Source organism: Deltaproteobacteria bacterium, from assembly GCA_017302835.1.
Taxonomy (GTDB): domain Bacteria; phylum Bdellovibrionota; class Bdellovibrionia; order Bdellovibrionales; family Bdellovibrionaceae; genus UBA2316.
On sequence record JAFLCC010000006.1, the window covers coordinates 1 to 22122 of the forward strand.

20 protein-coding genes, 2 tRNA genes and 1 pseudogene are annotated in these 22122 nt (G+C 36.2%); 10 read left to right on the forward strand and 13 right to left on the reverse strand.

From position 1 onward, the window contains the following. Positions 1 to 186 precede the first annotated feature (186 nt). Entirely contained in the window at positions 187 to 1560 is a 1374-nt protein-coding gene (locus J0M15_07985) for a response regulator (protein ID MBN8536980.1), read from the forward strand. A gap of 379 nt (positions 1561 to 1939) precedes the next feature. After that, a complete protein-coding gene (locus J0M15_07990; GenBank protein ID MBN8536981.1) occupies positions 1940 to 2107 on the forward strand; it encodes a hypothetical protein in 168 nt (55 codons plus the stop codon). A gap of 73 nt (positions 2108 to 2180) precedes the next feature. Here J0M15_07990 and J0M15_07995 read toward each other — a convergent pair whose 3' ends face one another. Then, positions 2181 to 2969 carry a hypothetical protein gene (locus tag J0M15_07995; GenBank protein ID MBN8536982.1) on the reverse strand — a complete coding sequence of 263 codons (789 nt, stop codon included), beginning with the start codon at positions 2967 to 2969 and terminating at the stop codon, positions 2181 to 2183. A 53-nt stretch (positions 2970 to 3022) separates the two neighbouring features. On the opposite strand from J0M15_07995, the gene J0M15_08000 reads away from it, so the two are divergent. The 4 genes from J0M15_08000 to J0M15_08015 all read left to right on the forward strand — a co-directional run bounded on the left by J0M15_08000 (position 3023) and on the right by J0M15_08015 (position 7566). Then, the gene (locus J0M15_08000) at positions 3023 to 3316 is read left to right on the forward strand and encodes a hypothetical protein (GenBank protein MBN8536983.1); all 294 of its coding nucleotides are present in this window, start codon (positions 3023 to 3025) and stop codon (positions 3314 to 3316) included. Positions 3317 to 3579: 263 nt separating this feature from the next. Next, positions 3580 to 4221: a GNAT family N-acetyltransferase gene (locus J0M15_08005; protein MBN8536984.1), complete on the forward strand. Its 642-nt coding sequence runs from the start codon at positions 3580 to 3582 to the stop codon at positions 4219 to 4221. Positions 4222 to 4223: 2 nt separating this feature from the next. Further along, entirely contained in the window at positions 4224 to 5237 is a 1014-nt protein-coding gene (locus J0M15_08010) for a hypothetical protein (protein ID MBN8536985.1), read from the forward strand. Between the two features lie 307 nt (positions 5238 to 5544). After that, complete coding sequence (locus J0M15_08015; protein ID MBN8536986.1) at positions 5545 to 7566, forward strand: HAMP domain-containing histidine kinase; 2022 nt, start codon at positions 5545 to 5547, stop codon at positions 7564 to 7566. 441 nt (positions 7567 to 8007) lie between these two features. Here J0M15_08015 and J0M15_08020 read toward each other — a convergent pair whose 3' ends face one another. From J0M15_08020 to J0M15_08055, 8 genes and pseudogenes are all read right to left on the reverse strand, one after another. Further along, the gene (locus J0M15_08020; protein MBN8536987.1) at positions 8008 to 8556 is read right to left on the reverse strand and encodes an SRPBCC domain-containing protein; all 549 of its coding nucleotides are present in this window, start codon (positions 8554 to 8556) and stop codon (positions 8008 to 8010) included. A gap of 251 nt (positions 8557 to 8807) precedes the next feature. Beyond that, positions 8808 to 9651: pseudogene (locus tag J0M15_08025) on the reverse strand (Bro-N domain-containing protein). 9 nt (positions 9652 to 9660) lie between these two features. Further along, positions 9661 to 10473: a hypothetical protein gene (locus J0M15_08030; protein ID MBN8536988.1), complete on the reverse strand. Its 813-nt coding sequence runs from the start codon at positions 10471 to 10473 to the stop codon at positions 9661 to 9663. 107 nt (positions 10474 to 10580) lie between these two features. Then, positions 10581 to 10656: transfer RNA gene (locus tag J0M15_08035), tRNA-Glu, on the reverse strand. A gap of 77 nt (positions 10657 to 10733) precedes the next feature. Then, positions 10734 to 10809: transfer RNA gene (locus tag J0M15_08040), tRNA-Lys, on the reverse strand. A 102-nt stretch (positions 10810 to 10911) separates the two neighbouring features. Beyond that, positions 10912 to 12210 carry an adenylosuccinate synthase gene (locus tag J0M15_08045; protein ID MBN8536989.1) on the reverse strand — a complete coding sequence of 433 codons (1299 nt, stop codon included), beginning with the start codon at positions 12208 to 12210 and terminating at the stop codon, positions 10912 to 10914. A gap of 68 nt (positions 12211 to 12278) precedes the next feature. Then, entirely contained in the window at positions 12279 to 13268 is a 990-nt protein-coding gene (locus J0M15_08050; GenBank protein ID MBN8536990.1) for a phosphoglycerate dehydrogenase, read from the reverse strand. A 3-nt stretch (positions 13269 to 13271) separates the two neighbouring features. Next, on the reverse strand, positions 13272 to 14420 hold the full coding sequence (locus J0M15_08055; protein MBN8536991.1) for an alanine--glyoxylate aminotransferase family protein: 1149 nt from the start codon (positions 14418 to 14420) through the stop codon (positions 13272 to 13274). A gap of 49 nt (positions 14421 to 14469) precedes the next feature. Between J0M15_08055 and J0M15_08060 the strand changes: the two genes are divergently transcribed. Genes J0M15_08060 through J0M15_08070 form a run of 3 tightly spaced genes read left to right on the forward strand, consistent with a single transcriptional unit; the run spans position 14470 to position 16417 of the window. Further along, on the forward strand, positions 14470 to 15057 hold the full coding sequence (locus J0M15_08060; GenBank protein ID MBN8536992.1) for a hypothetical protein: 588 nt from the start codon (positions 14470 to 14472) through the stop codon (positions 15055 to 15057). Then, complete coding sequence (gene holA, locus J0M15_08065; protein ID MBN8536993.1) at positions 15057 to 16046, forward strand: DNA polymerase III subunit delta; 990 nt, start codon at positions 15057 to 15059, stop codon at positions 16044 to 16046. Before J0M15_08060 ends, holA begins: the two co-directional genes overlap by 1 nt. Before the next feature lie 29 nt (positions 16047 to 16075). After that, positions 16076 to 16417: a PilZ domain-containing protein gene (locus J0M15_08070; protein MBN8536994.1), complete on the forward strand. Its 342-nt coding sequence runs from the start codon at positions 16076 to 16078 to the stop codon at positions 16415 to 16417. 82 nt (positions 16418 to 16499) lie between these two features. Here the strand turns inward: J0M15_08070 and rpsT are convergent, their stop codons facing one another. After that, positions 16500 to 16772 (reverse strand): 30S ribosomal protein S20, encoded by a 273-nt coding sequence (gene rpsT, locus J0M15_08075; GenBank protein ID MBN8536995.1) that lies wholly within the window; start codon positions 16770 to 16772, stop codon positions 16500 to 16502. A 128-nt stretch (positions 16773 to 16900) separates the two neighbouring features. Here rpsT and murJ point away from each other — a divergent pair, with 128 nt between their 5' ends. Next, complete coding sequence (gene murJ / locus J0M15_08080) at positions 16901 to 18481, forward strand: murein biosynthesis integral membrane protein MurJ (protein MBN8536996.1); 1581 nt, start codon at positions 16901 to 16903, stop codon at positions 18479 to 18481. Between the two features lie 24 nt (positions 18482 to 18505). Here the strand turns inward: murJ and J0M15_08085 are convergent, their stop codons facing one another. From J0M15_08085 to J0M15_08095, 3 genes are all read right to left on the reverse strand, one after another. Further along, positions 18506 to 19135 carry a hypothetical protein gene (locus J0M15_08085; protein MBN8536997.1) on the reverse strand — a complete coding sequence of 210 codons (630 nt, stop codon included), beginning with the start codon at positions 19133 to 19135 and terminating at the stop codon, positions 18506 to 18508. 62 nt (positions 19136 to 19197) lie between these two features. Then, positions 19198 to 21285: a hypothetical protein gene (locus J0M15_08090; protein ID MBN8536998.1), complete on the reverse strand. Its 2088-nt coding sequence runs from the start codon at positions 21283 to 21285 to the stop codon at positions 19198 to 19200. A gap of 7 nt (positions 21286 to 21292) precedes the next feature. Beyond that, the gene (locus tag J0M15_08095; protein MBN8536999.1) at positions 21293 to 22114 is read right to left on the reverse strand and encodes an outer membrane beta-barrel domain-containing protein; all 822 of its coding nucleotides are present in this window, start codon (positions 22112 to 22114) and stop codon (positions 21293 to 21295) included. Between the last annotated feature and the right edge of the window lie 8 nt (positions 22115 to 22122).

The following is a 22122-nucleotide window of genomic DNA, read 5'->3' on the forward strand; positions in this document are numbered from 1 at the left end:
TTGCATAAATTCAGTTACCTTTTCTAGATCGTTTTGATCTTGTTTGTTTTTAGCTAAACAAAAGGGTAACTGAGTTTTCCACATTCTCGCTATCCGAGATGTGTCAGATCAGATCTAAACTTCTACAAAGACAAACCTCTTCACTATGCCGTTCATTACAAAAAGCCCGATGGCTCGCCATACCCGATGGAAGAGTGTCCGATCGACAATGCGCAGGCAGAACTAAAGCCTTTGCAGAACCAAGAAGAAATCTTTACTGATAAATATGGAAGGCTCTTCCCTGTTTCATATTCAGTTGCGCCACTTGAGAGCAACGGTGAAGTCGTCGGATCGGTGCTCGAATTCCGTGATATTTCAGAGCAGAAAAAAATCGAGAACGATCTTGAAAAAGCACGCGTCGAAGCTGAACGCGCCAATGAACTTAAATCCGCATTCCTTGCAAATATGTCCCATGAAATTCGGACACCGCTCGGCGCGATGATGGGTTTTGCAGACCTACTTCGCGATCCAGAACTAGTTCCAGCTGAAAGAGCAAACTACCTTGATGTGATCACTCGAAACGGCGAAAACCTCGCAATCATTATTAACGACATTCTTGACCTTTCAAAAGTTGAAGCTGGGCACTTAACGCTCGAATTTGCCGATGTTTATCCGGCGAAGATTGCAGAAGAAGTCGTCACGCTACTTAGCATGAAAGCAAAAGAGAAAAACTTGATACTTGAATATACCTCTGGCGAAGATTCGCCAAAGAAAATTGTGACTGATCCATTCAGGGTGCGACAAATCTTAGTGAACCTCGTTGGCAATGCGATTAAATTTACTCAAGCCGGTTCTGTTAAAATCCGCTGCTATGGATGCAAGACAAAAAACGGTCGAAATGCAGTTTGCTACGAAATTGAGGATACAGGAATTGGCATACCTGAATCACAAAAAGAGAAGGTCTTTGAGGTATTTGTGCAGGCAGACGGTTCAATGACCAGACGCTTTGGTGGAACTGGCCTTGGCTTAGCTCTTTCAAAAAGACTGGCGAATGAAATGGGTGGCGACGTTTCGATTGTAGAAGCCCAAGAAGGTGTTGGCAGTACATTTAAAGTTGTGATTGAGGACAAGCCAAAAAAGAGAAGCCTTGTTGAAGGGAATCAACAAATAATTCCGCACGAGCAAGTGGTAAGAGATCAAGCGCTTAAAGGTCTTCATATCTTGGTTGTCGATGATGCTCCAGATAACCAATTGTACCTTTGGCTCTTTTTGAGGAAGCACGGAGCTATCGTTGAGTCTGCCGAAAATGGCTTGCTCGGATACAAATTTGCGCTCACTGATAAATTTGATCTTGTGTTGATGGATATACAGATGCCAGTGATGGATGGGTACACAGCTACGGAAAAACTTCGTGAGCAGGGGTACAGAAAGCCCATCATAGCTCTTTCGGCGCATGCTATGTCAGAGGTTCGGAAGAAGGCATTGAACGTCGGTTATACCGACTATCTTACTAAGCCAATCAACGTTAACGAGCTTATTGGTAAGATTGTTAGGTATACTTCCCATAAAGAAAATACGTAGAACTCAAGAAAATCATTTCAGAAGTTGGTGAGACTCTGAAAATCATGAAGCCCCTAAAGCCCCCAAAAAATTAAATAATAATGGATCTTAGTTTTGATTCGTTGGTCTTGGAACCCCGGGAAGGTTCTACACCGGAGAAATTGGCGTCCCCTACGAGATTCGAACTCGTGTCTGCTCCGTGAAAGGGTAGAGCAGGGGAAGATAAAAACTCACTTAAAATCATATAGATAAGACCTATTTTTGAAATACTTTGGTTGCTAGATTTAGCGCTATAATTAGCAGCAGTGAGCAGTAGTTACCATTTTCTGTACATAAAAAAAATTGGATTAAAATAATATCAATTTAATAGAAATTTTAAAATTAGAAGGAGAAATTAAAAATGGAAGTTTCAAAATTTATTGTCGGTGTTTTAACCATTGCATTAACACTTTTCTTTTTGGGAAAATTAACTCCCGGAATTTTATTTATGGCACAAAAAGCCAGCCAAGGATTTAGTGATAACGAAAGTTTTAAGTTGGGAAAGTTTAACCGTAGTTTGCAGAAGTGAGGGAAGTTTTTTTTGGTTTAAGAATTTAATTTGTTACTGAAGTTTCAAGTTCAGTTTATAGTTAATTAATTCTCTAAATAAGATCAGCTAGGCTTTGTTTGCCTTTACGTTGAAAGTATTTTTTTATAGTTGACTCGTCCCAATCGGGATCAATGAAACAAGTTTTATTATTTGTTAATTCTTCAAAATCGATAATTTCTTCGGAAGGACACAATCCAAAAGCTATTTCATCATATCGAAATGTAAAGTCTCCCACGTGCCTCCATTCTCTTTCCCAACGATAATCAGTGCTGCCGCCTTTCGCTGTATGCAGCTTTGGACCAAAGGATTCGTAAAGTGGTAAAAGCGGCTTACAGGTTTGTCTATTTACAGGATTCCCTTGAATATTAATTGCACTGACAATCGCTTTACTATTGGAATCAAAATAAATGACTGGATGACCTTCCTTTGATTGTACAAAAAGCTGAGAGAAGGCTAATCCGTATTTTTGATATTTATTTACTTTTTGGGTTACATTTTGTGTTGCCGTATAAAATGATTTAATTTCACTTAAAGGAGTTTCGGAAAAACAAACCGCCTTTAGCCATCCTATCGGCATATTACCTCGCGGTTTATAGCACATCGGAATTTCATATTTGAAATGACCAAAAGGCGCAAGTGCAGAAACTTTTGACCCACTTAAAATATCAATAAGTGATTTTTTAGCTGTAACGAACTTTGTTTTAGGAAAGTCGAAGTGACCTGGAACAGGCGCAAAAGGAATGTAGTCTTCATAACTGCCATTCTTAGTTAAATGGATTAAGAAGTTAGACATATCTGCTTTACTTTTTGTTATTGCTGAGGCACCTGACTTAATATTCATTTTAACCTTTGAAATGGTTGAATACGGCATGAATATCGCATATAAATTTGGTCATGTTAAGTCGTAAATTACTATATAATTTTATTTTAGAAGATGCTCATCAGCTAAGTCTACAAGATATCTTGGTTGAAGCACAATTATCTGCAGAACGCAGAGCTGAAATGATGGGTTGGGAAGGTGTCGAACTTGTTTACACCTCGGTAATTCCTACAAAAAATGGTGATTTGACAAGTTATTCTTTTGAAATATGGGGATCAGCAGAGTCTTTAATTCCAGCCTCAGATCAACAGAAAAATGATATCACTATTTCAACAAATCGGCAGGTAGCTAAAGATATAGAAATTTAGCAGTTAATTTCTTTTAATTGCGTGTCAAAAATTAATAGCAATGTGAAAATGCAAAAATTAATACAATTTATGACCCAATTGAAATTAGTTGTATCGCTATCGTTTTAGATTCCAAAAACTGGCACTTTAAGTTGTATTTAGATTTTGAACACTAAATATATTAAATTTACAAAAAGCATAACCTGACTTTTAAATTGTCCACGATTAATGATAGATTGAATCCGGGTCTAAGACTGTTTTATTAAACAAAGGCTTAAATTTAAATGAATAAAATAATTGAGTTTAAAACAAAAAATAATCAAATTTTTGAAATGATAACTGTTGAAAGAAATTTGATTGAAAATTATCTCAATGAAATTGCGCAGTTTAGGATTAAATATTTTAAAAGCTACCCCTATTTGTATGTTGGGAATTTGGAATACGAAAAAGAATATATTAATGGATATGCTAATAATTCAAAATCACTCTTAATACTAGCACTTTATAACGGTAAAATCATAGGTGTATCAACAGCACTACCATTAAATAGTAATGCTGACATTTTAGGTGAAGCGCCGGTCTTGTTTGCAAAAAAGGGTCTAAATATTAATGAATACTTCTATTATGGCGAAATCATAGTTAAAACAGAATTCCAAGGCATTGGTATTGCTGCAAAAATATATGATATGCAAGAATCCTATGCTAAAGCTGAAGGATTTAAAAAAATAATATTAGCAACTGTAAATAGACGTCCAAATGACCCAAGAAAACCTTCAGACTACTTTAATACTGATATTGTGTGGAACAAACTGGGGTTTAAGAAATGTAATATTCAAATTAACTACAACTGGCCTACAATAACTGAAAATGGCTCAATAAAAGATATTAATAATCCAATGGATTTTTGGACTAAGGAAATAAAATAAATATGTTAAAAAAAATAATTTTATTTTCATTTGTATATCTTATGTCACTTGCTTCTCAGAATATCAAACTACTTAATTGGTGGGATTTTATTGCCCCTAATGTTGTAAATGATATCAAAAAAAACAAGAACAATTTATTGCTTACAACTTACAAATCGAACGATGTTGCAATTTCTAAAATAATTACCTCTTCACACAATCTTGATATAGCAATACTTTCTAATCAAGTAATTCCGTCTTTAATTGAGGCAAATTTAATTCATAAAAACATTTTTAAAAATAAATATAATTTCGCAAAAATGTATTCTTTCTTATCTTCATTTAATGAAAGTTGCATCCCTTATTCTTGGAGCACAACATTGTTTATTTCAAACCGAGCAGAGAAAGTTAAAATCAAGCAGCTTACAGATTTTAATACTGACTCCTTTTCTTCAATAAATTTAGCAGTTATTGATGATAAAATGGAATTTTTAGCAAGACTGGTGGGGGATAATATTAAAACATGCCCCAAGCAACCTAATAATGTTATGGGATGTTCCCTTGATTATATTACCAAAATTCCTTTAAAAGTGAGCTCAAATAAATTTACTTCTTCAATTGCAGATATATTAAGTTTAAAAAATTCAGTTGTCTTTGGTTGGAGTGGTGAAGGTGCAGGGCTATTAAAAAATCATAATAGTATTGAATTTGTTATGCCACAAGGCTTACCAGTTATTGGTTATGATAGTATTTGTATTATTAAAAATAAGAACTCAAGAAAAAAGCAAGCAGATTTGGTTAAATTCGCAATTGAGCTTTCAAGTGAAAAAAATGCTCTAGAAAATTCAAAATATATGCAATATTTCTCGCCCTACAAAAATAATTTCGAAGTTTTGCATCCAAAAACAAAAGAACTATTAATTGATATTTTAAGAAAAATTGAAATTGAAACCCCTATCATTATTAGCGCACCCAATAGATCTAACCATGAAGTAATAAACTCCTGGTGGAAGAAAATTCGTTATGTCAAAAAATAATACAAGCTTAAGAAGTGAAGCAATTTTTATTCTACTTCTTGTAGGGCTTATACCTTTTTTGGTAATTTTTGGATTATCTCTATTTGCATTTTTTAGATTGAATTCGCAGATTCAATCATATAAAATTCAAGAATTAAATCAAGCGCAATTCACAATTTCCTCTCAGCTCAGACAAGTTGACCAGTTAATTGAAATTTTCTCTCAGAGTCAGGAAATTGCTAGTTTGCTTCATTCACCCGAGAGTTTAAGATCTTATTCAGAAAATTTATTTGATGAGAAAATTTCAATACAGCTTAAAAATTCAAACTTGATAAAAAATATTAAAGTTTTTGATGCTAAAATATCTGATTCTTTATATGTTTTCAGTGAAGATTCAAGCTTAAATGAAATTCCAGAGTCTCTTTTGAATGACAATAACAAAAGTTCAGTGTTAATTGATGAAAAGAGTAATTTAATAATTATAAAAAAAATGATTTTGTTTGATGATCAATATCAACTTGGTCCGAGTGCAAAAAAACGTGGGGAAATTTATACTTTCATTTCAATTGAGGAAATAGCTAAACCAATTCCGAATCTAAAATTTATAACATATATTCCTTCAGATTATAATCCAAACTTTATTAAGCTAAAAATATTTGAGTCTGAAAAATCATATTTTATATTCATTATTTCAATGACTGTAGTCATTATTTTTTTTGTAATAATACTAGCCTTGGGTAGCTTAAGAATTCATAAAAAAATGATATTGCCCATAATTAATCTTACAAACTATGTACGCGAAAGACATTGTCTATCTGATTATAAGAAAGAAGAAAATGAAATTGATGAACTAAAATCAACATTTAATTTATATTTGAAATTTATCGAAGAATCTAATTATAAATTATTACAGAATTCTAAAGATGCCGCAAAGGCAGAACAAGCTCGTCAAGTGGCGCATGACATTCGTTCACCTCTTTCAGCCTTGAGTTTAATATCCAGTCAATTATCTATTTTGCCGGAAGATACAAGAATCATTATTCAAAATGCAATTAGTAGAATAAATGATATTGCTAATAATTTATTAAATAAAGGTACTAATACAAATGATTCTGAAAGCCAGATCTTAAACTATTCTCAGCAAGATCAATTTTCTAAATACTTATTGTCACCATTAATCGACAGTATCGTTTCTGAAAAAAGAATTCAATATCGCGAGAACAGCAATATTTCAATTTCAGCAATGATTGATCAAAGTTATGGAATATTTGCGAATGCCAACTCTGTCGAGCTGAAGCGGGCCATATCCAATTTAGTTAATAATTCCGTTGAAGCTTTTCCAAATAATTCAGGCAGTGTAGTTATCTCAATTACTAAAAACGAAACCCATGCTTTAATTTCCATAGTTGATAATGGAATTGGTATTCCCGACCACATTCTTGATAAAATAGGTACCTTTGGGTTTTCTTTTGGCAAAGACAGCAGTACTAGTGGAAATGGTTTGGGAGTTTACCATGCAAAAAAAATGACAGAGGATTCTGGTGGAATATTTAAAATTCAATCCTCGGTTGATTCGGGAACTACAATCGTTCTTTCTTTCCCTCTTGCTCCGCCTCCAGTATGGTTTGTCGAAAGGCTTTTTTTAAAACCCAATTTCCAAATCATTTCCCTAGATGATGACATCACAATCCATCAAATATGGAGAGGTAGATTTAGTTCTTTTAATATTTCAGGCCACAACATTAATCATTTAATTTTTACTTCAGGGACAGATTTTAAAAGACATTTTGCTACAATCAATAATTCTGAAACTAATATGCAATTGTTTTTAATTGACTATGAATTGCTAAATCAAAACCAAACTGGATTAGATATAATCGAGGAACTAAATATTGCCCCTCATTCCATCCTAGTTACTTCAAGATTCGAGGAAAGCAAATTACTTGATAGATGTAATAAGTTAGATATCAAACTTATTCCTAAGGCTATGGCTGGCTATGTTCCTATTGAGATCAAATCACTTCCTATTCTATATGATTGGGTACTGATAGATGATGACATCTTAATACATCAAACATGGAGTTTTGCTTCTAAGGAAGCCAAAAAAGACTTCCTTTCATTTTTTGCAGAGTCTGATTTCATGGATGCATGTGATAATATCGATAAATCATCAAGCATTTACGTTGATGCCAATCTTGGAAATGGCAAAAAGGGCGAGGATCTTGCGAAGAAGTTACATACGATTGGATTTGTGAATATATTTATTGCCACAGGAAATGATCCTGAAGATGTAAAAGTAGGAGCCTTCATTAAAGGTATTATTGGAAAGCATCCGCCAACGTTAGTTTAATAGATTTAACAAATTCGATCTTATTCAGCATTAATTGGAAACATCGATTTTCCGTGAATTTTGGATCCGCTTGTTTTCTTCAATTAGTCGCTTAAACCGGATGTCAGGATCCATTTTGGGGCCAACCAAAGGATTAAGTATATTTGTCCTATCTCAGTAAAGCGGACCGATTTAGAGGGGTGTAAATCTCACTAATTCGGACCGGTCAATTGCTTAAACAATAAACGCCCATGATCGTCCAAATTTTAATAAGTTCTTCAAGTGTTACTTTAACAAAAACATTGGAGGTTTTATGATCAAAAAATTAGGGGAGAAAATCAGGTTGGGAAGAAAAATTATAGAGCAACTTATTACAGGGAAATCGGCAAATGAAATTTCAAAAAAATTTAATAAAAGTAAAGAGAGTATTTTAGTAATCCGAGATAAAGCGATTGAGTACAATTACCTTGAAGAAATTATACCTGGAGAAGAGAAATACAAAGTAGGAATGTACATCAACAATCCTCTCCAAATTTTGGTATTTAGTAAATTGTAGAATTGAGGAAATTCTTTTGCCGCTACCTTCGGCAATTCCGCAAATGACATTGACCACGCCTTTTCAAACCACTGACGAGCTTCGTCCCATTCTGAACCTTCACCCCAACCCGTATGGATCAATTGAACATCAGTGAAAGTATCTCTTTTTGCAAACGTCACCATGACGTTGGTGAATGGTCGGCGTGTATTCATAAATTGGTTGTATTGCTGAGGCCCCTTCCATTCGAAGTTGATGAATGAGCCGTCTTGTACAGCCAGAACTTTACAGCCAATGGTGCTATCATTTTCTCGGTCATCGGGTTTCCAAAATAATTCGTACTTGCCGCCAACAGTCGGCTCAACGTCCGCTGCTGCCGTTAGCCAAGATTCGAGGTATTTGTTTTGAGTAAAAAGTTGGAACGCCTCTGTTGGAGTGCATTTGAGGCTCACTTTTTGATTTATTATTTTATCCATATATAACTCCTTCGGTTAGTTCCCTATCCGTGGGAGTTTGAGCAGGATCAAAAGTTCAACAAAATTGTAATTGGCGTTCACAGGCAAATTTATATCGTACTTGGTTGCTTAGAGGCAATGTAATTAATGTCAATTTAATCAGGGCCTTGATGGCGGCTTAAAGCTGCTCATACCTGCGGTATTTGTACCCGAATTGTACCCAGAATGTACCCGCAATTTGTACCCAGCTTCGGGTACAAATTCATCCGCATCTAATCTTTCCTGCTCTTAATGGTTTTGATTTTCCTTTTTTCTGGCAAGTAATTCTCAGAAGAAGAGATTGGGCGGCCTAATTCTTTCTCAGTGTCTTTTCTAGCTTTACCAGCAACAGACCCACCACGGCTTGCAACTTTTTTGATTTTTTCAAAGGTATCTGGTTTTTCTTGCTATGCGAGTTCAGTGGTCACTCGTTCACCTAGCATTGTGAAAAGCAGTTCTAGATCATTCATGTAATCTCTTAAATTTTCTCACTTTAGACCTTTGAGCTGTTTATATTGACTGGGTGTCATTCAAAAAGTGGCTCTTGAGATTTCTGAAGTTAAAATCGCAAAATCTTTTGAGGCACTGATACCACGATCCTTCCACTCGTCGATTAAGTTTTGCCGAATGGCAATACCGCGAAGCCTTTTGTCAATCCAATCTTTCGGGTAACCCTTTTGTTCGTAGAGACTTTTCATCCGTTCTTGTGCCAACTCGGGATTTTCAATCTCGTCAAGGCGCTCGCTGCCAACTTGAGCCAGCCAACGCTTAAAGGGCTCTGCTTTGGGGGAGGGGATGGATTGAATGATACGAAGAATTGTGTCTGTCGCAGCACAATCAGTTTCATATTTTTTACCATCTGTGGATTCTAAGCTTCAGTTGTACGATTTTTTCGTACAACTCATAAAAGCCTTCTTTATCAGCTAGTTGTGACTTTAAGTCAGACCAGTATCGCCTTGGATTAGTGATTTCAGTTAGTTCGGCTACTATATCAATTACTGAAAAATACCACTTTTTTTCTGACTCAATCCATTTTGATCTAACCTGTTTTTTTTCAAAGAGTTTAATGTTGCTCATACAAAAATCCTATTTTGGTTCTGATTCGCAGATTGAGCTATCGGGAGTTCCACTGACATAGATATTTAAAACGTCTAGAACAGTAAATGGCTGGATGTATTTTTGAATATCAAATGCCCCAGCAAACAACAAACTAAACGGAACAGCTTCGTTATTTGGGAAAACTATTTTATCATATCTCTTGGGCCAGTCTGTGAGTGAGGCATAACTAACTTTAGGATCAGTTGTATTTAAGGTTTTCCAGGTTCCTGAAACTTTTATTCCAACAATATGGTGCCCACCTTCAGCCCATCGATCCATTACTTTTCCAGCTCGACCTTTACAGGCACTTTTAAATCCATTTTCACTCATTAGAAATACAAATTTCATGGAATCTGGCGAATAACCTGCGACAAGGGCCAATTCAATAAATGCTTTAGCAAAGTCGTCGCAGCCAAATATAATATTTTTTTCGATTATATGTTTACTAGAGCGACAAAATGGAAGGTCTTGGGGGAATTTATCACCACAAATTGAGACTCCATACTTAGCTTCTTCGAAGTGCCCTTCGTAATATTTTTCTTTGTAACGAGAGAAATCAGAACTCATTTGATCTTGGAGTTTGTTTTTTTGTTCTTCGACATATTCAGGTTTGCAGCTTTTGCAAAGGTTGGAATCATAAAAAACATATCGGAGCATGGTTGGGTTTATTCGACTTTGTTTTAAACGAGCAAATACCTGGTCAACTATAGTTTGAACTTCTTGATCTGAGGTAAATTCTTTTGCTTGTAAAAATTGGGCGAACAGAAAAGAAATGGCAGCGACTAATATCTTTAACTTCATAATGCTCCCTTGGGTTCGAATCCCCTTAGGCAGAAAAGGATGTCATTGAACTCGATAATCTCACATTATTATTTGATTTATTAAAATTGTAAAGAGTAAAACAAAATTGGCGTCCCCTACGAGATTCGAACTCGTGTCTGCTCCGTGAAAGGGAGCCGTCCTAGGCCTCTAGACGAAGGGGACCTTTGATCATCTAAAAGAAAGTCTAGAATAAAATTTCCTTTAGAAATCGAGTGGCATTTTGAGTTTCTGAAGAAAAATGGTGGCTCGCGATGGATTCGAACCATCGACCCCTTCATTAAAAGTGAAGTGCTCTACCAGCTGAGCTAGCGAACCATTGTGGGTCAGAAACACAAGAGGTCACAATTTGATTTAAAAGAACTTTTTAGTCAATAAGATTTTTTTAAAATGATGATTTTTTAAAAAAAATTTTGTTGCTTACGTATTAAACAAAGGTTTAACCCAAAGAGTTTGTTCTCTGCCTGGGCCGACAGAAATCACATCGATGGGTGAGCTTAAATTATTCGAAATAAAATCAATATAGCTTGTAGCATTTCGAGGCAAATCTTTAAGCTGAGTCACTTTTGAAATGTCTTCTTTCCAGCCTGGTAGATACTCGATAACGGGTTCAGCTTGCTCTAATTCATAGGGAGATGGTGGTAATTCCGTGATCGTTTCGTCACCTAATTTGTAAGCGGTGCATACTCCAATTCTATCGTGGCCAGATAAAATATCCAATTTCATCAAAGCCGTATTAGTGATTCCATTAACTCGGATGGCATATCGAAGGGCCACAAGATCTAACCACCCGCATCTTCTGGCGCGACCAGTGGTCGAACCAAATTCATGACCATCCGTTTGGATTTTTTGCCCAACTTCATTTTTTAATTCTGTAGGAAAAGGGCCCGAGCCCACTCGCGTGGTGTAAGCTTTAAAAACACCAATGACATTTTTGATTTGCGTTGGTCCAATACCTGCGCCAATGCATGCAGATCCAGAGATTGTTGAAGAAGAGGTCACAAAGGGGTAGGTACCATGTAAAATATCTAGCATGGTGCCTTGGGCTCCTTCAAAAAGGACTCGTTTGTTACTTTTCAACATTTTATTTACCATCAATGAGGTATCTTTTAGACGGTAGGGCTTTAAGTCTTCAGCAACTTGTAGTAACAGGGAGTAGAGTTCAGCAGCATTAAACTCAGTGCCTTGATATAAATTTTTAATTAGGAAATTTTTCTCTTTTAATACAAACTCTAACTTATCTAATAGAGTTTTTGGATTGTAAAGATCACCAAATAAAATGGCTCGTCTTGCAGCTCGGTCCTCATAGGCAGGACCTATTCCTTTACCTGTGGTGCCGATTTTATCATCAGAAAGAGCGGTTTCGCGGGATTGGTCTAGGGCTTTGTGGTAGGGAAGCAGGACTGTGGATAAATCTGAAATTGCCAATTGTTTTGGATTTTGCAGAAAGCCATTGCTCTTGAGTTTATTAATTTCATCTCGTAAGCCAAAAACATCAATAACAACTCCAGCCGTGATCACACATTGTGTTTCTGGTCTTAGGATCCCGGAGGGAATTAAATGCAATACGGTTTTAGTTCCTTTGACGACAAGGGTGTGGCCGGCATTAGCGCCACCCTGGTACCTCACGACCATGTCAGCGTTTTCAGAGAAGACGTCGATTAATTTACCTTTTCCTTCATCACCCCATTGAGCTCCAATAACAACAATTCCTGACATTTGATTTCCTTTTTTAAGAAAGAAAATTAATAGTATAAATCCAAAAATTAATCACTAAGTTTCTCGGGTTAATCAAATCTAAAATGAGAAGCTCCGTGCCATGGTGCTTTTGGAGGCAAGGTATCTTGGGTGGAGCCATCAATAAAAAACTGAAGGATCTTATGAGTAGCTTCCTGAGAGGCTTTAAAAAAGGCTTCTTCCGTAAAGGCTCCAATATGAGGAGTTAATAAAACATCAGTATAGTTTAATAACTTAGAGGATCGACTAAGAGGTTCCTTTTCAAAAACGTCAAGAGCAAGTCCCTTGATTATTTTTTTATCAAGAGCCCAAATGAGAGCCTCCTCATCAATCACGCTGCCCCTTGAAGTATTTATCAAAATCACTTCGCGATGAATGGACTGAAATTGATTTTTACCAAGCATTTTATAAGTTTCCTGAGTCTTGGGAACATGAAAACTGATAACATCAGAGAGCTTAAGCAATTCTTCAAAACTGACTCGGCGGGCACCATTGGAGGAAAAAACATCATCAGATAAAAAAGGATCATAGGAAATAACATTCATTTTAAAAGCCTGAGCCAGTTCACTCACTCTGGATCCAATTCTTCCAAGGCCAACGATTCCCCAGGTTTTTTGAGAGAGTTCAATGCCTAGGTGATTTTCTTGTCGCCAAGAGCCTTCTTTTAACGAACGATGAGCGCTATTTATTTTTTGAGCACAGCTTAAAAGCAAGCCCAGAGTTAGTTGGGCCGTGGATTCGCGGTTAGCATTGGGAGTGTGCATGACCGTAATACCCCATTTTTGGGTGGCGTCGAGATCGATATGATCAAAACCGCTAGTCGCCGTAATAATCACTTGAAGGTTCTTTGCTTTCTTTAGTATTTCTTCATTGATGGGCGTTGTTGATCGAATGAGAAGTCCATGTGTTTGGCCTAACAAATCTGAAGAAAATAAAGAATGTGGTTCCACTTTGTGTAGTTTTATCTGGGGTTGTCTTTCTAGGAACAAAAGACTTTCTAAAGAAAATCGATCGGTCACCACTATTTTTTTTTGACCCATTTTCTAATTTTCCTTTAACCATTGATTTAGTTTGTTGGAATATAATTTTTGATCGAAGGGAGCCTTATAATGGTGCTTAGAGAGGACTTCGTAAAGGGCCTCTGACAAATTCAGCAACTCATGATCTTGGATGTATCCCATATGACCAATACGCAGAATTTTTCCTTTAGCTTGATCTTGACCACCCATGACCGTGATTTGAAAGTCTTTCTCAAGTTCGGCTCGGACTAGTTGTCCATCAATCCCCGGCGGTAAGCACATGGCGGTGAGGGAGGGTGAAGGTGTTTGGGCATAGGATTTGAGACCAAGGAGTTGAATCATATATAAAGTAAATTCAGAACGTCTTTTGTTCTCATTAAACTGAGTTGTCAGACCCTTCTTCTCGATTTCTGTTAAAACAAAATTGAGGGCTTTGATCAGGCTGACATTGGAGCTAAAAAAAGTCTCACCGGTTTCATTGGCTTTTTTTTCTTTGCGAATATCAAAATAAAATCTAGGAATTTTAGCTGTATCAAATCGTTTTTGTGCTTTCTTTGAAAAAGCAATAAAGCTCATGCCCGTGGGAAGCATAAAAGCTTTTTGAGAGCCTCCCACGAGGCCATCAATATGCCACTCATCTAGGGGAAGGGGTAAGGCCCCCAATGCCGTGATGCCATCAACCAATAGAAGGGTGTCAGGATGCTCAGAAATGAGTTCCCCCAAACCTTGAATTGGATGCAAAACACCGGTAGAAGTTTCACAAGCCTGAGTCAGAACCGCCGCATATTTTTTTTGTGATAATTTTTCTTTTATGGAAGAGGTACGGAAAGCTTCTCCCCACGGAATAAGAAGTTCATCTGTTTTCAAGCCAAAGGAACTGGCCATTTGAGACCAGCGTTCACCAAATTTTCCAGAAACAATACATAAAACAGAATCTCCGGGAGACAAGGTATTTACAAGAAGAGCTTCCATTCCACCTGAGCCTGTAGAAGTGAGGAGGTAGGTCGGTTCTTGAGTTTGGAAAATGAATTTCATTTTTTTAAGAACTTGCGCTAGAATTTTATCAAATTCAGGAGTTCTGTGGTGTATCATTGGCTCGGAAAGAATCTTTCGAACTTCAGGATGAAGGTTTACAGGGCCTGGTGCCATCAGTGAGTAATCAAATTTTTTCATAGTTAGTTTCTGCTTGATATTGAAAGTTTATTAAGATTATCTTAGGCCAATGAGAGCTCAACTTCAACTTTGTCTTTGTCTATTGCTTTTCTTAACGGGCTGTGGCTATAAGGTGGGACAAAAATTCAGATCCCTTCCCGGCGGGTATCAAAAAATTTCCATCCCAGTCATAAAAAATAAATCCTTTGAGCCAGGGGCTGAGGCTATCTTTATTCAGGCCTTAAAAGAAGAGTTTTTGCGATCTACAGTTTTAAAAGTGGTTTCTGACTCAGAGGCACAGGTTCGGTTAGAAGGGGAGATTGAATCAATAAGAAATATCCCCTCAGAATCGGGAAAAAAAGCCGAAGAAAACACCAATGCCAATAGCACAAATTACTTACCACGGGGAACCGTATTGGCAACCTCCTATGATCTGACGATGGTTATTAATTTGAGATTAAAAAAGATTTCAAACCAAAAGATTTTATGGGAATCTCAATATACCTCAACTAGAACCTATAAAGCTTCTCAGGTCACCATTGCAGGAGTAAACTCTGTGAACCCCATTTATAATCAATCAGCAAAAAAAATGATTTTGGAAGTTCTTTCTTATGATTTGAGCAATCAAATTCATAATAATTTAACCGAGAATTTTTAATGGATCCTATCGTCTTTCAAAAGTTTTATTCTGAGGTTACCGATAAAAAATTTAGAAACTTTTATTTTCTTTACGGAGATGAAGAGTATTTAATCGAAAGATCTTATAAATATCTCAGTGACTCTTTGCTGCCATTGGAGTGTAGGGATTTCAATTTTCATGTCTATTACCCTGAAGAGGTCAAAGCTGAAAATATTTTAGATACCTATGAAATGTATCCCATGATGTCTGCACGAAGAGTGATGGTTTTTAAAAATGTGGGATTGTTCGGTGACACCCAAAATAGTGTCTTGCAAGAAATATTTGCGAAGCCAAATGAACTAGTCACAGCGATTTTTCTTGGCCCCTTTCTCGACAAAAAGAAAAAAGTATTTAAAATTTTAAATACTCAGGCCGAAGCTATTGAGTTTAAAAAACCCTACGACAACCAAGTTCCCTACTGGATAAAACATTTAGGAACGGAATTAGGATTGGAAATAGATCAGGAGGCTATCCATCAAATTCATGAATTCATGGGTGGCGATCTTCGAAATATTGCTAACGAGCTAGCTAAAATTAAAGACTTTGTTTTTCCGAAAAATCAAGTTTCCCTCAAAAACATTCTCGAACTTCTGACGATGTCGTCACAGGATAATAGTTTTTTGATGGTTGAAAAGTGGATTAACGGTGACGAAGCGACGAGACTCAAAATAACGGAAATGGTTATCGATAGCGGAGAAAGTGAGTTGGGATTTCTTCAGCTATTGGCGCGTCATTTAAGAATTCTCAATCAGATTAAGAGAGGGCAACAGTCTCAACTCAGCAAAGATCAACTGAGTAAAAAGAATGGGATTCCCATTTTTTTTGTTGATAAGTATGTCCTTCAGTCACGACATTGGTCTGACTCTAGCATTTCCAAAGTCCTGTCATCTTTGGCAAAGGTAGAGTTAGATTTAAAGAAGAACCCATCTCTTAAAAAGGCCATTTTAAATTTTTTTAGTTTCTTTTAGTTTTTTTCTATTTTGTCGATAAGAGTGACATGAATAACGCACAGGCCATTGAAGATCTCAGACGGTACCCAAGAAAGGAATTTACTCGCAAGGTAGGAATTTTGTTTGCCGGAGATTACCGAGTGGTTCAAGGTATAGAACTTTCCGAAGGAGGGCTTTCGTTTTCTTCTGAATTGGTATATTCAGTGAACAGAGAATGTGTGGTCACTTTTAAAATCCCCGCAGGTCCTTTTATCAGCCTTCGCGCTTTCACAAAACATATGAAGAAAATCGACGGTAAAATCGTTGTTGGGATTTCTTTTGTTATGGTGCCATTTTCAAACAGGAGACAAATCAGAAACTTTGTTGCAGACAGAAACAAAAAAAAATAAGAGTTTTTAGTTTAAAACCCTTATTTTTATTATATAGATACAAAATGAAACTTAAAAAAGTTTAGCTTTTTAATTAATATAACTATTTTGCAGTGAGAGCTTGATGGGCTTTAACGGATAGGCGGCTGATTTTTCTTGAAACAGTTTGTTTTTTGAAAGCTCCCTTGGTGACAGCCCTGGTTGCTTCACTCACAAAAGATTTCAATAATTCAGGAATTGTTTTTGTGTCTTTTTGAACGAGTGCTTTTAAAATTTTCTTTTCAGCAGTTCTTACACGGCTTTTTCTTGATGAATTGATAGCCGTTTTCTTAACAGTCTGTCTTGCTCTTTTTTCTGCAGATTTGTGAGTAGCCAATATAGCCTCCATTTAATACTTACAATTTAATACTTAAACAATATATTTGCAATTAAGCTAAAGACAATTAACATAATCACAAGGGACACGCAACTTTAAAATAGTGATTTTATTAAGGACATTTAAAATTGAATTCAGATGAAAAAAATGAAAAGAATCAAGTAGTTAAAAAAGCTCTCTCTATGGCCGCTGGAACCCTCTCAAGTCGTGTTTTGGGATTATTGAGGGAAACCTTGTTAACGGCCTATTTCAATCGAACGGTTACAGACGCGTGGACCGTGGCGTTTAGACTTCCGAATATTTTCAGAAGGCTTTTAGGAGAGGGATCCCTATCCGTGAGCTTTATTCCTGTCTTTGTGGATTGTCTCTATGGCCAAAAAAATGAAGTTAAAGCTAAAAATTTAGTTAATTCCCTCTATACCCTGCTCCTTTTAATTTTGTCTTGTTTGACGATTTTGGGAATTGTTTTTTCTAAAGAAATATTGATGGTTCTTTTGGATCAGAACTATGTTCAACAGGTGGATAAATTTCATATCACCTTGCTTATGTCGCAGGTGATGTTCGGATTTATTTTTTTAATGAGCTCCTATGCCTATTTTATGGGTATTTTAAATGCCTTTGGAAAATTTGGCTTAGCTGCCATGGCGCCCACCTTATTTAATATTTCCATGATTATCTCTACTCTTATTCCCGATAGGTATTTTCGATTTCACGGCGAGGGCCTAGCTTGGGGAGTGATTGTTGGTGGTTTTTTTCAGGCTGGTGTTCTGGTACCCAGCTTGATAAAAAAAGGGTATTTTCCAAAGCTTTTATTTGATTTTAAAAATAAAGAAATGCTTTTTGTTTTGCGAAATATGGTACCAGGTCTTTTTGGGATGGGATTGCTGCAGATCTCATTAATTGTGAATCAAAGGTTTGCAAGTTCCCTGGAAGAGGGCGTTATCACCTATATCTATTTAGCAGATAGACTTTTAGAGTTACCCTTGTCCTTAATTTCGGTGAGTTTGGGAACCGCCCTCTTGCCGACACTGGCGAAATTTTGGGCGGAAAAAAATAAAGAAATGATGACATCGACTTCAGAATTTTATTTGCGTTTGAATTTATATGTCGTTTTACCTGCAGCGACGGGTTTGTATTTTTTAAGTTATCCCATTATCGAAGTCTTATTTAAACGTGGAGAGTTCAGAGCTCATGATGTTCAAGTTACCTCGGAAGTATTAAGAATTTGGGCACTGATCATGATTCCTTCAAGTTGTGTTAAAATCATAGCACCTGCTTATTTTGCGGTAAAAAATACCTGGTTCCCAGCTTTTTCAAGCTTATTGGCATTAATAGCTCATATTATTTTGGCGCCATTAATGATGAAGGCCTGGGGATTGAGGGGCTTAAACCTCTCATCCTTGGTAAGTAACAGCTTAAATTTTTTGATTCTGTTTGTTTATTTTAAATTCTTCATTGTTAGTTTGCCACTAAACAATATTTTTAAATCTATTTTTAAAACTCTGATTATTTGTTTTATTTTGGCAGGAGTGAGCCAAAGTTATTTTATTTTTAAGGAGCTTCAACTCGTTTCAGTATCATTTGTGAATTCACTTTTCTCCCTTTCTCTCACGCTGATTCTTTGTGGTTTGACGATCGTCTTAATGAGTCATGTTTTAAAAATGGAAGAGTACGAATCAACATTCAAAAAAGTCTTAAAGCGTATTTGAGGAGTCATTGGCTTAACCCCTCTGCTATTCTTTCACCTCAGCCATATTTTTGTAGGTATCGTAAATCTTTTGCTGTTTATCGATTTCTTTATTCCATCGGGTGATTTCGCCCTCATAGCCACGTTTTTTATTTTTCCATTCTGAATCTTGAGTGGTGATGACTTTAAGCTTTTCTGACACTTGTTTTTCTTGGTCTTTAATAGCGTCTTGACGGGTCGTCCAAATTTTCTTTTCCTCTTGGATTTGAACGAGTTGAATTTCATATTCTTTAATGTTTTGTTCACGTTTTTTTTGATTTTCTTTGATTTTTAAAATCAGGTCTTCTAATTCTTTGCTCTTTTTTTCTTCCTGGGAAATTTTATTTTTTTCGTCAAGAATGAGCTTATTTAATTCTTTTTCATTTAAGTCTACTTTCTTAACTGAAGTTTGATTTTCCTTTAGTTGTGTAGAGACGGATTTTTTTTGGTCATCCACTTCTTTTTTTGCCTTTGCCACTTCTTGAATATTTTTTTCAACCAGAGTCAGATTCTTCTTATAGTCTTCTAAGTTTAATTTGGAGTTTTCAATATTGGATTTAAGTTTTAACAAAGTGGCTTCGGAGTTTGTTTTTGCTTCTGTCGCGGAACTGTTTAATGCCTGCAACCCATTTGAAATGGAATAGGTTATAGGGTAGGTCAGAAGTCCTATTAAAATAAACATGGTGTACATAAAATCTCCTATTCTTGATCTTTAGGGCAAACATTTTGAAGTGATGATCTAAAATGACCAATTTCATCTTCCCAAATTTCTCCCCTAAAATTCCATTTTACATTTTTGTCTTTTTCTTTTTGGATCTGGTTTAAGGCTAACTCTTTAGTCTTTTCATCAGTAGATTTAGTGTCTTGACTGACGCTTTGAAAACGCAAATGTTCTCCTGCCCCAGAATAAATTTCGTATTGTAGCAATTCATTTTGGTCTAAAAGTTCTTTAAGGTCTGCTTTGAGTTGAACCAATCGGTTTTTTAAAGCGACACCTGCCTTTTCTCTGGCAAGAGTTTTTTCTTTATCAATGCGTATAAAGGCAGTATCTCTGACATTTTTAACGATATCTCTAGCAGCTTTTAAGCCTTGTTGTTGGTATTTAAAACTAAGTAGTTTTTTTTGAATCGAGGTCTCTTGCTCTTTAAGGCTTGAATGATTTTTCTTAGGATCTAAAAGGCTCGTTCGGACCGTCGTCAATTCTTTGCTTAAATCGGATTGCTTTTGCAGAAGTTCTTTCTCTCTTTGAATCAGCTTGAGGGAGATTTGGTTGTAAGCAGAGATTTCATCTTCAAAGTTGTTAATTTCTTTTTGAATCACCACAAAGCTGGGATGACGGGCAAGTTCTAAAATAAAGGAACGGGGGAGGGTGTCGACCTCTTTGAGTTCTGGATTTCTAAGCCAGGTTTTTATGGTCGCATAATAGTCAGAACTTTTAGACTTATTTTGGGAATATTGTTCTATTCGTCCATAATAGGGTGCATATTTTTTTCCAAGGGCATTTAAAACTTGTAAGCCATCTCCAAATTGACAGAGATTTAAATAACTAATAGTTCTAACGACATAAGATTCCGGGTTGTAAGCATTTTTAAAAAAATCAGTATGTAAGGAAAACATATTTCCGGCTGCGCCGACATAGTCCTTTGTTAAAATCTGTGTCCAAGCCTGCTCAACCATGGCTTGAAGCCAAAGGGGATGATCTTTGTCGACTTTTAAATATAAATCAGAGGCTTCTTTGTAGAGTTGCTTTTGGAAATAAATTCGAGCTAGGGTTAGGTTGGCAAGTGTACGAAGAGAGCCTATCGTATTTTTACTTTTTAATAGCTCATCCATGGTGTCTTTTGCTTCATCAACTTTACCTTGACGATAAAAAGACAGGGCGTTGATAAATTTGGATTCTTCAAAATAGGGTGATTTGATGTTGATCATCAAAAGCGCATCTTCCACTTGGCCAAGTTGTCCCTTTTCAAGGTAGTACTTGGCTCTGTAGAAATTGTAAGAATCACGAGATTGGACATCGAATTCTTCTTTGACAACCAGTGGGTCTATTCTTTCAACATCTCCAATTTCAAATATCGAGATGTGTTTGGTCAATTGATCGATAGCAAGAGTTTTTAATTCTTTGTTTTTGGCGTGAGTGGCCACCTTTAGCATGGCTTCCTTAAACTCTGTTGTGAGCTTTAACTCTTTGGCAGCTAATCCAAAATAATAAGTCGCTTCAAAACTAAATTCTTTATCTTTTAACAAATCAGCAAATTGAGAAAAAGCCATCTCATAATTTTTAATAAGTTCAAAATAAATATGACCTTCAAGTAATTTATATTCTTGATTTTTAAAGATGATAAGTTCTTTTGTTTCAACCTGCGAATCATTTAACTTGGGTTGATAAGTCTCTTTTAAGGGCTCCACATTGGGTATTTGGGAAATATTTTTATTACTCGACAAAACTTTAAATGGTAAAATCAAACCAAGAACATTGGCTTTTTTATCAGCCTCCAGCACTTTAGGCGAAAGCAGGCGATTTACCGAGTTCTGCTTCTGGGGCTTTTCAGGGATAGTCAAAGGAGTGGATAAAAAGGCTAACTCAACCTCCTCGCCAATATCAAGACGGGGAATTTCTTTATTTATTTGAAAGTCATAAGAGGGCACTTTTGACTGTTTCATCTTTAATTTTTTAGAAGGGGAGCGTCCCAAAGAAGTTTTATTAAACTGGGAAAATCCCTGTCGCGAAAAAAGAAAAGTGATGAGAATCAAATTATAAATTAAAATTGATTTTGTGGTTTTCATAGATCCCCTATTTCCAATAAGTAATTCCAAATTGAAAGGCGGTATCATTTGTCATTTTCCCACCAATATCAGCTATGTTTGTAGAGTCGATACGCTCTTCATTCGTATAACGATTAATCAGATCAATTCTTAAGGCCCAATGCTCAGACAAAAAGAATTGTTGCATGATTGAAAATAGGTAATGAGGACTAGACTTACTTTCTTTAGCGATTTTATCGATTCCAGAACCTGCGGTGCAACCGGCAGCGAGAGTGCAGGAGTTTTGCTCATAGGTTGTTTGTCCAAATCCTAAACCCACACCCATGTCGAAATAAATAATTTTTTTATCCATAAGACTCATTTTGGCGTAGATGGGAACAAAATAGGCTGTTACAGAGTTGGACGATTTAAAGGTATTATGATTGGGAAGAACTCCATATCGATTTCGGAAATAGTCGACAGTATCATTCATTTTAAAATTTGCGGACAAGGTGCTGACTTCAATTCCCCAACGTTCATTTAAAAAATATCCAAAATTAAGCCCTTGGAGTGAGCCCACAGAGTTGGGATCATTAAAGGGGAGAGCATAGTTTCCAGAAAGAAAAAATCTTTTTTCCTTCTGGAAAGTTCGATTTTGAATGACAGAAAAGTCATCGTCCTTGGCAGACCAATATTTTTGCTCTAATTTTTGGATATCTAGTTTATCTGAGTCCGCCGTTTCTATTTTGGGCGCCTCTGCTTTTGGTGTTTCGGTGGACTTTGTTTGTGCGTTGATAGGGCCTGTCGATAGAAATAAAAAAAGAGATAACAAAATCAATAAAAGATTTTGAGGTTTCTCTGCTGTCTTCATGTTGCCTC

Coding starts and splice junctions, on each gene's coding strand:
- J0M15_07985 (MBN8536980.1), top strand. CDS start 187: ATGGAAGAGTGTCCGATCGACAATGCGCAGGCAGAACTAAAGCCTTTG.
- J0M15_07990 (MBN8536981.1), top strand. CDS start 1,940: ATGGAAGTTTCAAAATTTATTGTCGGTGTTTTAACCATTGCATTAACA.
- J0M15_07995 (MBN8536982.1), bottom strand. CDS start 2,969: ATGAATATTAAGTCAGGTGCCTCAGCAATAACAAAAAGTAAAGCAGAT.
- J0M15_08000 (MBN8536983.1), top strand. CDS start 3,023: ATGTTAAGTCGTAAATTACTATATAATTTTATTTTAGAAGATGCTCAT.
- J0M15_08005 (MBN8536984.1), top strand. CDS start 3,580: ATGAATAAAATAATTGAGTTTAAAACAAAAAATAATCAAATTTTTGAA.
- J0M15_08010 (MBN8536985.1), top strand. CDS start 4,224: ATGTTAAAAAAAATAATTTTATTTTCATTTGTATATCTTATGTCACTT.
- J0M15_08020 (MBN8536987.1), bottom strand. CDS start 8,556: ATGGATAAAATAATAAATCAAAAAGTGAGCCTCAAATGCACTCCAACA.
- J0M15_08030 (MBN8536988.1), bottom strand. CDS start 10,473: ATGAAGTTAAAGATATTAGTCGCTGCCATTTCTTTTCTGTTCGCCCAA.
- J0M15_08045 (MBN8536989.1), bottom strand. CDS start 12,210: ATGTCAGGAATTGTTGTTATTGGAGCTCAATGGGGTGATGAAGGAAAA.
- J0M15_08050 (MBN8536990.1), bottom strand. CDS start 13,268: ATGGGTCAAAAAAAAATAGTGGTGACCGATCGATTTTCTTTAGAAAGT.
- J0M15_08055 (MBN8536991.1), bottom strand. CDS start 14,420: ATGAAAAAATTTGATTACTCACTGATGGCACCAGGCCCTGTAAACCTT.
- J0M15_08060 (MBN8536992.1), top strand. CDS start 14,470: ATGAGAGCTCAACTTCAACTTTGTCTTTGTCTATTGCTTTTCTTAACG.
- holA (MBN8536993.1), top strand. CDS start 15,057: ATGGATCCTATCGTCTTTCAAAAGTTTTATTCTGAGGTTACCGATAAA.
- J0M15_08070 (MBN8536994.1), top strand. CDS start 16,076: ATGAATAACGCACAGGCCATTGAAGATCTCAGACGGTACCCAAGAAAG.
- J0M15_08090 (MBN8536998.1), bottom strand. CDS start 21,285: ATGAAAACCACAAAATCAATTTTAATTTATAATTTGATTCTCATCACT.
- J0M15_08095 (MBN8536999.1), bottom strand. CDS start 22,114: ATGAAGACAGCAGAGAAACCTCAAAATCTTTTATTGATTTTGTTATCT.